Genomic DNA, 13606 nt, shown 5'->3' on the forward strand with positions numbered 1-13606 from the left:
ATCGTCCATTGTTAAGAGAATATCTAGCACGCAGCGAACAAGGACAAACTCCTGTTGACTTATATGACGGATGAACACAGTTTTCGATAATCGCTTCTGCTCTTTCTTTAGGGCATTTACCGCGAAGGTCTGCAATACCATATTCACTGATAATGATTTTAACAGAGTGCTCGCTATGATCCTGATGTGATACCATAGGAACAAATGCACTGATTTTGCCATCTTTAGCTACTGACGGAGTTACAAATACAGATACATAAGCACTACGGGTAAAGTCTCCCGAACCACCGATACCATTCATCATTTTAGAGCCTGTAACGTGAGTAGAGTTGATATTACCATATATATCAGCTTCCAGAGCTGTATTAATAGCGATAATACCTAAGCGACGCACAATACCCGGGTTGTTAGAAAACTCAGAAGGACGAAGTACAAGTCTTTCTTTGAAGAATTCCAGATTCTTGTAGATCTTTTCGATAACAGGGTTACTTACTGTTAACGAACATCCGCTTGCAAATTTTACACGTCCGCTTTCCATCAAGCTGATTACTGCATCTTGAATAACCTCTGTGTAAACCTCAAAATCAGGTATTTCTTTGCTTTGACCCATTGCTGCCAATACTGCATTTGCAATATTACCTACACCCGACTGAACAGGAAGGAATGTTTTAGGCATACGGCCTTCAGCCATTTCTTTAACGAAAAAGTTAGCAACGTTTTCTCCGATTTTTGCTGTTATTTCGTCTACAGGGCTAAAGCCACCACCTTCGTTCGGCGTATTTGTTTCTACAACGATTATTTTGCTAGGATCTACTTTTACGCAGTCGGTACCCATACGGTCTTTTACAGAATATACCCCGATCTCTCTACGGTGTGGAGGGTTTGGCAACTCTGCAATATCGTGTATACCACGCATTTCTTTCGGATGCCATCTGTTAAGCTCTACAATTACAGTTTTAGCAAGGCGAGCTACAGTAGGTGTGATTCCTACACCGCATGTTGGTACTATTTCACCGTCTTCGGTAATGTCACACGCTTCGATAATAGCAAAATCCACTTGTCCAAAAAAGCCATAACGTATTTCCTGAGCAAGCTGAGAAAGGTGCATATCAAAATATTTAACCTCCCCGCTGTTGATAGCATTTCGCATATCTTTACTAGACTGGTACGGTGTACGGAATTTAACTGCATGAGCACGAGCCAGTGACCCGTCGATAGAATCGCCTGTAGATGCTCCGGTAAACATTCCTATCTTGAATGGATTCCCTTTTGCATGTTCTGCTTCAGCTCTTTTAGCTAACGCTACTGGTACTACCTTAGGACATCCTGCGGCAGTAAATCCGCTAAATCCTACATTGTCATTGTGTTTGATAAGTGCGGCTGCCTCATCAGCAGTCATAAATTTTAAAGCCATGTCTTTTCTAAAAGTATGATTAAATAAATTGTATAAAGTTGATTTTTAACACCTTCTCTTTGGCGCTGCAAAAGTACAAAATTATTAACTGAACAACTAGAGATTAACATTAAAAATTGAAATATAGCGGTTTATTCCTACTTTTTCTTGTATATGAGTTTTACAGACACCGGAAAATGGTCTGAAGGCAAACGTATATCGCATCCATTGAAGGAATATTCCTTCGGGAAATCACCCGTTTTGATGTTGTTTTCACCATCTCTTGGAGTACGATAGGTATCGGTTAATACACCATAGCGTTCTACAGACATGCTTGGGCTTACAAAGATATGATCGATACGGCTACTTGTTAGCAGATCGGGCTTGAAAGCATTGAATGTTCCGTTCAGTGCATATCTCACTGCTGCACGGTCGTATGAGTCGGTAAGGATTCCCGATGTGCTTAGTAATGTATAGCTTTTGTGTGTTTGATCTACATTGAAGTCGCCGGTTAAGATTACAGGATCATTGCCGCACATTTCTTTTATCTTAGTCAGTACCAGCTTAGCACTTTCTTCACGGGCTATTACTCCTACATGATCCATATGCAGGTTGAAAAACCAGAACTTAAGTTTGCCTTTTGTTTCTTTCAGTTGTACCCATGTACAAATACGGGGAAGTGCAGCATCCCAGCCTTTGTTTGGCTCATCCGTTTTTTCTGCCATCCAGAAATGTCCCGACTTTAATACTTTGTATTTATCTTTTTTGAAAAAGATGGGAGCATACTCACCTTCGGTTTCCCCGTCGTCTCTACCTACACCTACATAGCTGTATTGTGGCAATGCATCGAGCAAGTCTATCAGCTGATTGTGTTTTACTTCTTGTGAACCCCAGATGTCGAAATCGTTATAGGCTATAAGGTTGGCAATAACAGGACATCGGGTTGCCCATCCGTTGCCTTTGTTGGCATCACCTTGATTATCATTTCTGATATTGTACGTGGCTACATTAAGAGTTTGGGCAAAAATAAAAGAGCATAAACAAAGGAGGATAATCCCTAAAAGTGTTTTTTTCATATTTTGGACATTTATAGATTGTTTGAGTACAAATTTAACCCATAAAAAGGAAATAACCCGCCGAAGCAGGTTATATTATATACTACATATCGTAAAAGATATTAAGTAGTCGAAATGAAATTTATTGTTGCTGATACTAGAAGCGAGAACCTATTTTTTTATTATACTTCTTTCTCCAATTCTATCAATAAATCACTTTTGCTTGTCGTATCGCCTTTCTTTACCAATACTTTTTTTATGATACCTTTGGTGCTTGCCAAGATCGCATTTTGCATTTTCATGGCCTCCAAGATCAAAAGAGTATCGCCTACCTTTACCGTATCGCCGGCCTTCACCAATACATCGAGTATTTTACCCGGCATAGGAGCTTTTAGCCGTATCGTAGTAGATTCGCTTAGTAAGTTGGCCAATAGCTTCTTACGCTCCAACGAAAAAGGAGACTCAATCGAAAATACATAACTGACACCATTCACCAGCAATTCATATTCATTCTGGTGCTGGGCTATTACTTCTACAGGATAGGTAAGCCCATTCACTGTCATTGCGGTAAAACCATCAGGCGTAGTTTCTATTTTGAAGTCCAGCTCTTTAGAATTGTGTGTATATTTTCCATTTTCATCGATAAGGAAATCAAATGTTTTGTTCGAATTCTTATCTAAAGCTATGATTGGTTTATGTTGTTTATTTTTCATAATCGATGTATTACATATTATTAATCCTGTTTCTCATAGCCCAAGGGTCTGTTTCTTCTTTCTTCTCTGTAAGTGCCTCGTTTTGTTTCTTAAACTGATTGGCAGAGAACAGTGCTGCAAAGAGGTCTTCATCTTTCTCACGATATACGAGTGAGTCTAATTGTTTTTCGATGAAGGATGTATTGTAATCACCTTTTTGAAATGTTTTGTTATGCAATACAGCTTTGTCGAACGGTATTGTTGTCTTTATACCCTTTATATGGAATCTATTGAGAGCCTTGATTGTTCTTGCAATGGCGGTATCCCGATCCTTTCCGTGAATAATTAATTTGGCAATCATAGAGTCGAAGAAAGGAGTAACTTCAGAGCCCACCACTACGCCTTTATCTATTCTGGTGTTGCTTCCTTTTGGCAAGCTCATTGCCTTGATGATACCTGTACAAGGTGAGAAATTAGCTTGCACATCTTCTGCATTGATACGACATTCGATAGCCCATCCGTTGAGTTTTACATCGTCTTGCGTAATCGGGAGTTTTTCTCCGTTGGCAATTCGTATTTGCAGTTCTATAAGGTCTAATCCTGTTATCATTTCGGTTACAGGGTGTTCTACTTGTACACGGGTATTCATCTCCATAAAGTAGAAGTTTTTGTCCTTATCAAGTAAGAACTCTACTGTTCCCAAACTTATGTATTTCGCTTCTCTTGCAAGTGAAACAGCAGCATCGGTCATCTTTTTCCGCAGCTCATCGTCCAGAGCCGGAGAAGGGGCTTCTTCGAGCAACTTCTGATGTTTGCGTTGTACCGAACATTCTCTTTCTCCCAGGTGGATAATATTACCGTGGGTGTCGGCTACTATTTGTATTTCAATGTGCTTCGGATTCTCCAAATACTTTTCTATAAATACAGATGGGTTGCTAAATGCAGCGAGTGCTTCGGATGAAGCGGACAGATACATTTGTTTGAGGTCTGATTGTTTGCGTACAATGCGCATCCCTCGTCCTCCACCTCCGGCAGAAGCTTTTATGATTACAGGGAAACCAATCGATTTTGAAATTTCGATAGCCTCGTCCAGTGTGCTGACACTGCCGTTGCTACCCCCTAGCATGGGTACATTGCCTTTAGCTGCGATATTCTTTGCAGTGATCTTGTCACCCATATTCTGTATGATACGTGGCGAAGGTCCTATGAAAATAATTCCTTCCTCTGTACAGCGGGTCGCAAACTCTGCATTTTCGGATAGATATCCGTATCCGGGATGGATAGCGTCTATTTTGTTTCTTTTAGCTAATAGCACCAGGCATTCTATATCCAAAAATTCAGGCGTTTCGTTTATCTCCCTATCCGGAAAATTGACGATGCGGTCTACCTGAGTCAGATAATATGCATCAGGTTCTTTTACTGTGCGTATACCTACAGATTCTATGCCCATTTTCTTGGCGGTCTGCGCTATTCGGATAGCGATTTCTCCACGGTTGGCAATAAGAATTGATTTTATCTTATTTTTATTTTTCATCAGATACAATTTTAAGTATTACAAAGGTAGATTACCATGCTTACGCTTAGGACGTAACTCAATTTTGCGTTCAAGAGCTTTAAGGCTCGAAGCAATCTTCTGTTTGGTTACAGCAGGGTCTATCACTTCATCTATATATCCTTTTTCGTCTGCTATATACGGATTTGTAACCTCTTCTCGATATTTGTCGGTAAGTTCTTTTTTCAGTAGAGCCGGATCTTCCGCTTCGTTCAATTCCTTGCGGAAGAGAATGGCAATAGCTCCGTCAGGTCCCATTACTGCAATTTCGGCAGTTGGCCATGCAAAACTAAAGTCGCCTCCGATTCCTTTGCTGTTCATTACGATATATGCCCCACCATATGCTTTTCGAAGGATGATTGTTATCTTGGGTACATTGGCAAATGTATAAGCATACAAAAGCTTTGCTCCGTGACGGATAATGCCCTCATGTTCCTGATCGGTTCCCGGAAGGAATCCTGGAACATCCACCAGTGTTACTATTGGTATATTGAATGCGTCGCAAATATTGATGAAACGTGCTCCTTTTACCGAAGAGTGTGTATCGAGTGTCCCTGCCATTACTTTGGGCTGATTGGCTACTATTCCCACAACACGGCCATCGATACGGGCAAATGCTGTAAATATATTCGCCGCATGGTTTTCCGATATTTCCAAAAAGTCACCATTGTCTACGATCAATCTCACTACTTCTTTTACATCGTAAGGCTTGTCCGGATCTTCGGGTACAATATTTCGGAGTTGCTCATCATCCCGTGTTGCCGTTTCTGCCGGTTCGGTGAGCGGCGGATTCTCCATATTATTTGATGGGAGGTAGGATAGTAATTTCTTGACGCCCAATATTGTATTTTCGTCGTCGCTATATACAAAGTCAGCTACTCCCGATTTTGAAGCATGTACAGATGCTCCACCCAAATCTTCGGTGGATACTGTTTCGTTGAGTACTTCTTTCACCACGTTAGGGCCTGTAACAAACATATAGCTTGTGTCGGCAGTCATGAATATAAAATCGGTGAGGGCAGGGGAGTATACTGCACCTCCGGCAGCAGGTCCCATTATTACTGATATTTGAGGTATAACGCCAGAGGAAAGCACATTTCTTTTGAATATACTTGCATATCCATCCAAGCTGCTGATACCTTCCTGTATACGTGCGCCTCCCGAGTCGATAAGTCCCACCATTGGCGAACCTGTTTTGAGAGCCATGTCCTGTATTTTGGCTATTTTTGCGGCATGGGTTGCTCCAAGAGAGCCTCCAAGTACATTAAAGTCTTGTGAATATGCATACACCAAACGTCCGTTAACTTTTCCGAATCCTGTAATCACTCCGTCTCCAAAAGCTTTTACTGTTTTTCCGAATGAGGATGTTGCAGGAGGGGCGTAAGCATCTGTTTCTTCAAATGTATCTTCGTCGAATAGAAGAAGGATACGTTCGCGTGCAGTTAGTTTGCCTCGCTGATGTTGTTTTTGGTAATATGTGTCGTCATATTGTTTCTTCAAGAGCTCTTGACGAGCAATGAACTGTTCGTATGATTTCTTCATTTTTATGTATTTATTAAGATACTTTTGGTTGGAATAATAAACTCTTAATTCTGTAGAAAATAATGGTATTGTTCATTATTTATTTTGTTTCCTTCGTATTTCATGTTAGTTCAAAACAGTAAATATAATAGAAATATTTTATTTGAATGTTGAACTGCATAAAAATTATCAATTACAGAACCTCTCCTGAGCAGTGGAGGTTTGAGTATTTATTGGATACAATGTGAATAGAGTCATTCTCTATATGTGTTTTATTATTAGTTTCTTATATTCTTTTTGAACGATGTCTATCAAATTTGCACTCTATTTAAAATATGGTTTGATTTCATAGATTTTTAAAATATTTTCTTCTTGACTATTCCTTTCTCTAAGTGTTTGATGTTTAAACTACTTTGCTCTAAATTATTTAAGCTGTAGACTGTTGTTTCTATAATTCTAGCTGATATACATAGGTGAAGTTGTGTAGAATTTCTTTACTTTTGCAGCGACATTTTATTATTAATTAACTAAACAAAATGAATCAAAAACAAGTAAACAAACAGCAGGCTTATCGCTTTAAAAGATTTTTGCGGAAAGCCTACAGTGCATTCAACAGTATGCACAGGCTTGTTAACATTGGGGTTGTGACAGGATGTGCACTTACATGTCTTCATGTATCGCTCGCATCTGCACAAACTACAAGTAACGAGCAACAACAAAAAGTGATGGAGAAAGAGCTCGATGAAGTGATGGTGACGGCATCGCGGGTAGAGATGCCGATCAACCAAACAGCCAAGCTGGTAACAGTAATCACTAAAGAGCAAATAGAGCAGGCGCCCGTCCGGAGTATTCAAGACTTGTTAGTTTACGCCGCTAACATAGATGTGATTCAACGAGGCGGACATGGTGTACAAGCCGATATCTCGATCAGAGGTGGCACATTCGATCAAAACGCAGTACTTCTCAACGGAGTAAATCTCTCCAACCCCCACACAGGACACTACAGTTTCGACATTCCAATCAATCTTTCCGACATCGAACGTATCGAAATCATTCACGGCCCATCAGCCCTGATATACGGAGCCAGTGCATTTTCGGGGGGGATCAATATTATTACAAAGAAAAGTGCAGATTATAAAGCTTATGCCAGTGTAGAGTCGGGCATGCACAAGTTGCGTGGCATGGAAGTACGTGGTGTGGCAAAAGCAGGCATAACAACAAATAGTTTGTCGGTAGGCTATAACTCTTCTTCGGGTTATATAGCCAATAGCGACTATGATCTGTATAATGTGTTGTGGCAAACACGTTTCAGACTTAACGAGTCTAAAATTGACCTGCAATTAGGTTATAACGATAAAAAATATGGAGCTAATACTTTCTATTCGGCGAAGTATCCCAATCAGTATGAGCGTACAAGCACATATATGGGGTCTCTGAAAGGAGAGTTTGGTTCTAAATTCAAAATAATTCCCATTGTATATTGGGACAGGCATCACGATCAGTTTGACTTGATCAAGGATACCGACAAGGGGCGCAACTATCACCGGAACGACACTTATGGAGCGAATCTTATCTTTAGCTATGAATCCCGATTGGGGATTACCAGCTTGGGCGGAGACTTGCGAAAAGAAGATACAATGAGTTCACTATTAGGAAAACCGATGGTAGAGCCTCACCGGAAATATAAAATGTATGATGACCGCACCAACGCTAGTGTGGCATTCGAGCATACTTTAAGTATCGAAAAAATTGTGTTGTCTGCAGGTGTTTTGATGAATCATAACACATTGTTGAGTGGTAAATATAGGTTTTACCCCTCGGTGAGCGCTACATATCGGCCTGTAGAAGACTTTAATATATCGTCATCGTGGAGCAAATCGACACGGATGCCTACTTTTACTGATCTTTATTATACAACAGAAACCCACAACGGAAACAGCGGATTGAAACCAGAGAAGTCAGAGTCTCTCGATCTTAACTTCAAATACAATAAATCGTTTTTCTCTGCATATCTCACAGGCTTTCTTCTCTGGGGACGAGATATGATAGACTGGGTAAAGGTGAATGCGGATGATACAAAATGGGCATCGTGGAATCTTACAAAAGTAGATACAAAAGGCGTTGAAATGGGAGTGAAATTTCGATTGGCAGATGTGTTCCCAGTATTAGGCGAGCAATCTTCCATATCTCTTGACTATGCACGTATGCATCAGACCAGCGATGCGCAAAATATGATATCATTGTATAGCTTGAATTACTTGCGCGATAAGTTTACGGCACAGTTTCATCATCAAATTTATAAAGGATTTTCAGCAGGTTGGTATTTCCGTTTTCAAAAACGGATGGGATTTTATGAAAAGTATGAAAATCTGGTGAAGGTTGGTAATGAGCATTATCCGGCATTCTCTACACTCGACCTAAAGCTTAATTACAAGTATAATGATCTACAGTTGAATTTGAGTATGAATAATCTGTACAATACTCATTATTTTGATAGAGGGAATATTCCTCAGCCGGGTTTTTGGTTGATGGGTGGTATTAGTTATACTTTTAGATAGAATTAATAGGGATTGTCTGTTGTCATAGACATAGTGTTTTGTTATACTGAAAACAGGAGTGAAACATCTCTTATAGCAACAGGCAATCCTTCTACATACCTCAATAATATGAAAACAATTGTTCTTATTTTATTCCTATTGCTTCCATTTCATATTTCAGCCGATAACTTTAAGCTGCAAGCAGGAGACCTTATTTTTCAGGAGTCTTGCTCGGGAGATATGGGCAAAGCAATAAAGGAAGTAACATCGAGTATCGATCAATATCATTTTACCCATGTGGGTATGGTCTATATAGATGAAAATGACAGCATCTATATAATCGAAGCCACTCATCCCAGAGTTACTGTTACTCCTTTGCATGAATATCTCTATCCCGAAAATAATAAAGGTTGCTATCCAGTATCTGTTGTGGGGAGGTTAAAGGCAGAATATCAATATTGTATATCCCGGGCAATACAAGAAGGATTTACGCTGGTAGGGAAAGAATATGACGATGGCTTTGTGATGAATAACGATAAATATTATTGTTCCGAATTTATTTATGAGATATTATTAAGAGCAAATAACGGGACTGCGATTTTTCCTCTTAATGTTATGACATTCAAATCTCCCGGTTCGGATGAAATAACAGAGGGTTGGAAGGAGTATTTCAATAAACTGCATCTTCCTGTACCCGAGGGTGAGCTTGGTATAAATCCCGGAGCAATGTCACGATCGGAGGTAATAGATATTGTACATTATTATTAAAAAAATAGGCTGCTTTACGAAGCAGCCTATTTCATCTATTTTAGTTTGAGATTTATCTCAACTGTGCACCTAATTCGCTTTCTAACGATTTTTGTATCTTTTGCATGATGCCATCAATCTGTTTGTCATTCAGAGTCTTTTCATCGTCCTGAATAACGAAGTTTACTGCATAAGACTTTTTGCCTTCGGGTAAATTTTTGCCCTCGTATACGTCAAACAAAGAAACGTTCTTTAATAACTTACGTTCGGCTTTGTATGCTATCTTCTCTATCTGATCGAAAAGGATATTCTTATCCAATAACAGAGCAAGGTCACGTTTTACAGCCGGGAACTTTGATATTTCCGTGTAAGTGATGCTATGCTTCTTGATCTCTTTCATCAGGCTATCCCAGTTTAGTTCGGCATAGAACACTTCTGCATTAATGTCTTGCGATTTCAGCACTTTCTTGTTAACTATACCCAATACGCCCAGAGATTTACCTTTTCCCTTGGCTTGTATATCTAAAGCTGCTGTAAATATTTCGTTCGATGTCTGTACGTATTCATACCTGTTGGTTGCGATACCCAAACGGGCTAATATATTTTCAACATACGCTTTTAGTTGATATACGGATGTCTTTTCATCGCCTGCTGCCCAACTATTGCTTATGTTGTTTCCACTAAGCCACAAGCCAAGATGAAACTCTTCGTTGTATTCTTTTAAAGTTTCACCCTCCACCTTCTTAGAAGCATCATAGAAATAGCAGTTCCCGAACTCATAGAATTTGATGTCAGGATTCTGATGATTACGGTTGTATGCAATGCTCTCCAAACCTCCGTAAATCAAGGTTTGACGCATCACATTAAGGTCGTTGCTGAGCGGATTGATAACTCGTACGCTGTTAGCCACAGGGTATAATTGAGAGTCTGAATAATAAGCTTCTTTTGTAAGCGAGTTATTCATTATTTCTTTAAATCCGCTACCTGTCAATTGCTCGGAGATCAGATTTTGTAAGTCATAACTTTTGTCTGTAGGTGTTTCGTACGAAAGGTTCGACTTTAGGCTGTCGCCTATTTCGATGTTGTTATATCCGTAGACACGTAATATATCTTCGATCACATCTACATCACGCAATACATCTACTCTATAGGTAGGGATAGACAGGCTAAGCGTATCTTCCGTTTCTTTCTCTATTGTAATCTCTAAACTTTCGAGGATAGATTTTACAGTTTCTTTTTCGATAACCTTTCCTATCAGGCTATTAACTTTATCGTACGACAGCTCTACTGTAGGTTTTGCTACAGGGTTAGGATATATATCTTGTATCGGGCCTACTATCTTACCTCCTGCAAGTTCTTGTATCAACAACGCAGCACGTTTCAATACATAAATCGTGTCGTTCGGATCACAGCCACGTTCGAAGTGGAACGAAGCGTCGGTATTTAATCCATGACGACGTGCCGATTTGCGTATCCATGTAGGGTTGAAGTATGCACATTCGAGGAAAACATCGCTAGTCTTTTCCGTAACCCCCGAATCTAATCCGCCAAATACCCCACCGATACACATGCCTTCTTTGTCGTTGCATATCATCAAGTCTCTCTCGCTAAGTGTACGTTCTACTTCATCTAGTGTAACGAACTTAGTTCCTTCCGGTAAGGTTTTTACAATTACTGTTCCTCCCGAGATATGAGCCACATCGAATGCGTGCAATGGATGTCCCAGTTCTTGCAATACATAGTTGGTAACATCTACTACATTATTGATTGGGCGCAAGCCTACAGAAGTAAGCCTGTTCTTAAGCCACTCGGGACTTTCGGAAACTTTTACGTCTTTTATTGTTACTCCTGCATAACGTGGGCAGGCTTCCGTATTTTCTACTTTTACAGGTACACCGCCGTTTGGTTCATCCAGTTGAAAGCTTTCAACTGATGGACTTTTCAGTGACCCTTTTAGTTTGTTTTGTTTCAGATATGCAGCCAAATCACGGGCAACTCCAAAGTGTGAAGCTCCGTCTATACGGTTTGGTGTAATATCCACTTCGAGAATATATTCGCTCTGTATGTTGTAATATTCTTTTGCCGGAGTACCTACCTTAGCATCGGCTGGTAATACGATGATTCCCGCATGGCTTGTACCTATTCCTATCTCGTCTTCGGCGCATATCATGCCAAGCGACTCCACACCTCTCATTTTAGATCTCTTTATCGTAAAAGACTCATCGCCCGAATATAGTTTTGTTCCTACTAATGCAACCACCACTTTTTGTCCTGCGGCAACATTTGCAGCTCCGCACACTATTTGTAGTGGCTCACTTTGCCCAACGTTTACCGTTGTGATGTGCAGGTGGTCTGAGTCGGGATGATCTACACAAGTGAGTACTTCACCTATCACTAGGCCTTCGAGACCTCCTTTTACTGTTTCTACTTCTTCTACACCGCCGGTTTCGAGACCGAGAGATGTCAGGGCATCGGCAGTTTCCTGAGGGGATAAATCGAAGTCAAGATAATCTTTTAACCAGTTGTACGAGATGTTCATATATTAATGTTTTTATTTTTTCGAAAAAGTCCGTCAAAAATACAAAATTTATTTCATTCGGTTGTTAATATAGTCTATCGAATCATTTATTTGAGAAGTGGGTTATATCCTGTTTCACGTATTTATTCCTTTAGGAGTGATCCCAAACAAAGCAATTAAGATTGAACGGATTTTCAAACTTTCTTAATAAATATCAAATAAATGTATTTTGCATTTGTAATATCTTTACCTTCGCTTGACGAATATTAATAAAATATATGGAAATCGCAATCATAGTTCTTTTGATATTATTGAATGGTGTTTTTTCAATGTCCGAAATTGCTGTTATCTCAGCACGTAAATCAAGTCTCAAAACGGAAGCAAAACGAGGCAGTAAATCTGCTCAGACTGCAATAAAACTGTCCGAAAATCCCGATCGTTTTTTATCTACTGTTCAGGTGGGAATTACACTCATCGGTATCCTCACGGGGCTCTATTCGGGAGATGTATTGGCCGGCGATGTATCGGCATTATTTATCAATCTGGGGCTTTCTGCAAACTATGCATATCCGCTAGCTCGGTTTGGTATTGTTATAATAGTTACTTATTTCACAATTGTTCTTGGCGAATTGGTGCCAAAACGTATTGGGATGAGTTCGGCAGAGAAAGTCGCTAAAGCTATAGCTCGCCCGATGCATTATTTGTCTATCGTTGTATCTCCTTTTGTATGGCTGTTATCCAAAAGCTCGGCATTAATATTTCGCATGCTGGGTATTTCTCTGTCCGAGTCTAAAGTTACAGAAGAAGAAATTAAGTCGATGGTAATTGAAGGAGCCGAAGACGGTGAAGTACAGGATGTAGAAAAAGAAATCGTAGAGCGTGTCTTTAATCTGGGCGATAGGGATTTGGAATCTATTATGACCAATCGGGGAGATATTGTATGGATAGATACGGATATGACAAATGATGAGATCGTGACGCTTATACATAAATACCCCTTTGATAAATATCCTGTAGGAACTAAAGATTTGGATCATGTGTTGGGAGTTGTTTATCTGAAGGATATGTTTGGGAAGATCGAATCTCCCGACTTTGATGTGAAAACTGTTGTACGTCCTGTTCAGTTCTTTTCTGAAAGTATGGAAGTGTATAGTGCCCTAGCTGACATGAAGGCTAATCATATATCCTATGCTCTTGTTTGCGACGAATTTGGAGCGGTGAGGGGAATTGTTACATTAAAAGATATTCTGGAAGCATTGGTCGGTACTTTGTTAGATCCGCAGGAAGAGCCGGCAATCGTACAGCGTCAGGATGGAAGTTGTCTTATAGATGGGCAATGCTCATTCTACGATTTTCTTGTTTATTTCAGAATGGGAGATATGTATAACAAATACGACTACAATACAGTAAGTGGTCTGATACTGGATAAACTGGGACATATACCGAAGACCGGAGAGATTCTGAAATGGAAAGTTTTTATAATCGAAATTGTAGATATGGATGGCGTTCGTATAGATAAAATACTAGTTAAAAAAAATTAATATATATAATGCTTATATATACGCTATTTAAGTAAAGTAGGAAAGGAATC

General features: G+C 39.7%; 9 protein-coding genes. 3 read left to right on the forward strand and 6 right to left on the reverse strand.

The window, feature by feature from the left end:
- From LDB17_RS06635 to LDB17_RS06655, 5 genes are all read right to left on the reverse strand, one after another.
- On the reverse strand, window positions 1-1414 hold a 1414-nt coding region (locus tag LDB17_RS06635), incomplete at its 3' end, for a succinate CoA transferase (RefSeq protein ID WP_393924950.1).
- A gap of 137 nt (window positions 1415-1551) precedes the next feature.
- Window positions 1552-2469, reverse strand: a complete 918-nt coding sequence (locus LDB17_RS06640) for an endonuclease/exonuclease/phosphatase family protein (protein ID WP_252636779.1) — start codon at window positions 2467-2469, stop codon at window positions 1552-1554.
- 161 nt (window positions 2470-2630) lie between these two features.
- The gene (locus LDB17_RS06645; protein WP_252636778.1) at window positions 2631-3161 is read right to left on the reverse strand and encodes a biotin/lipoyl-containing protein; all 531 of its coding nucleotides are present in this window, start codon (window positions 3159-3161) and stop codon (window positions 2631-2633) included.
- Between the two features lie 10 nt (window positions 3162-3171).
- A complete protein-coding gene (locus LDB17_RS06650; RefSeq protein ID WP_252636777.1) occupies window positions 3172-4674 on the reverse strand; it encodes an acetyl/propionyl/methylcrotonyl-CoA carboxylase subunit alpha in 1503 nt (500 codons plus the stop codon).
- An 18-nt stretch (window positions 4675-4692) separates the two neighbouring features.
- Window positions 4693-6234, reverse strand: coding sequence for an acyl-CoA carboxylase subunit beta (locus LDB17_RS06655; protein WP_135105028.1), 1542 nt, complete (start codon window positions 6232-6234; stop codon window positions 4693-4695).
- Window positions 6235-6749: 515 nt separating this feature from the next.
- Here LDB17_RS06655 and LDB17_RS06660 point away from each other — a divergent pair.
- Together LDB17_RS06660 and LDB17_RS06665 are read left to right on the forward strand one after the other, a co-directional pair.
- Window positions 6750-8771 carry a TonB-dependent siderophore receptor gene (locus tag LDB17_RS06660; protein ID WP_252636775.1) on the forward strand — a complete coding sequence of 674 codons (2022 nt, stop codon included), beginning with the start codon at window positions 6750-6752 and terminating at the stop codon, window positions 8769-8771.
- Between the two features lie 108 nt (window positions 8772-8879).
- Window positions 8880-9518 (forward strand): YiiX/YebB-like N1pC/P60 family cysteine hydrolase, encoded by a 639-nt coding sequence (locus tag LDB17_RS06665; protein ID WP_252636773.1) that lies wholly within the window; start codon window positions 8880-8882, stop codon window positions 9516-9518.
- Window positions 9519-9570: 52 nt separating this feature from the next.
- Here LDB17_RS06665 and pheT read toward each other — a convergent pair whose 3' ends face one another.
- The gene (gene pheT / locus LDB17_RS06670) at window positions 9571-12036 is read right to left on the reverse strand and encodes a phenylalanine--tRNA ligase subunit beta (RefSeq protein ID WP_252636771.1); all 2466 of its coding nucleotides are present in this window, start codon (window positions 12034-12036) and stop codon (window positions 9571-9573) included.
- A gap of 257 nt (window positions 12037-12293) precedes the next feature.
- On the opposite strand from pheT, the gene LDB17_RS06675 reads away from it, so the two are divergent.
- A complete protein-coding gene (locus LDB17_RS06675) occupies window positions 12294-13556 on the forward strand; it encodes a hemolysin family protein (protein WP_252636769.1) in 1263 nt (420 codons plus the stop codon).
- The last annotated feature ends 50 nt before the right edge of the window (window positions 13557-13606 follow it).

The sequence above is a fragment of the Dysgonomonas sp. Shenzhen-Wh21 genome, from assembly GCF_043392705.1.
Lineage (GTDB): Bacteria > Bacteroidota > Bacteroidia > Bacteroidales > Dysgonomonadaceae > Dysgonomonas.

Excerpts from the sequence above, each read along its gene's own strand:
- LDB17_RS06640 (WP_252636779.1), bottom strand. The coding sequence starts at position 2,469 with ATGAAAAAAACACTTTTAGGGATTATCCTCCTTTGTTTATGCTCTTTT.
- LDB17_RS06645 (WP_252636778.1), bottom strand. The coding sequence starts at position 3,161 with ATGAAAAATAAACAACATAAACCAATCATAGCTTTAGATAAGAATTCG.
- LDB17_RS06650 (WP_252636777.1), bottom strand. The coding sequence starts at position 4,674 with ATGAAAAATAAAAATAAGATAAAATCAATTCTTATTGCCAACCGTGGA.
- LDB17_RS06655 (WP_135105028.1), bottom strand. The coding sequence starts at position 6,234 with ATGAAGAAATCATACGAACAGTTCATTGCTCGTCAAGAGCTCTTGAAG.
- LDB17_RS06660 (WP_252636775.1), top strand. The coding sequence starts at position 6,750 with ATGAATCAAAAACAAGTAAACAAACAGCAGGCTTATCGCTTTAAAAGA.
- LDB17_RS06665 (WP_252636773.1), top strand. The coding sequence starts at position 8,880 with ATGAAAACAATTGTTCTTATTTTATTCCTATTGCTTCCATTTCATATT.
- pheT (WP_252636771.1), bottom strand. The coding sequence starts at position 12,036 with ATGAACATCTCGTACAACTGGTTAAAAGATTATCTTGACTTCGATTTA.
- LDB17_RS06675 (WP_252636769.1), top strand. The coding sequence starts at position 12,294 with ATGGAAATCGCAATCATAGTTCTTTTGATATTATTGAATGGTGTTTTT.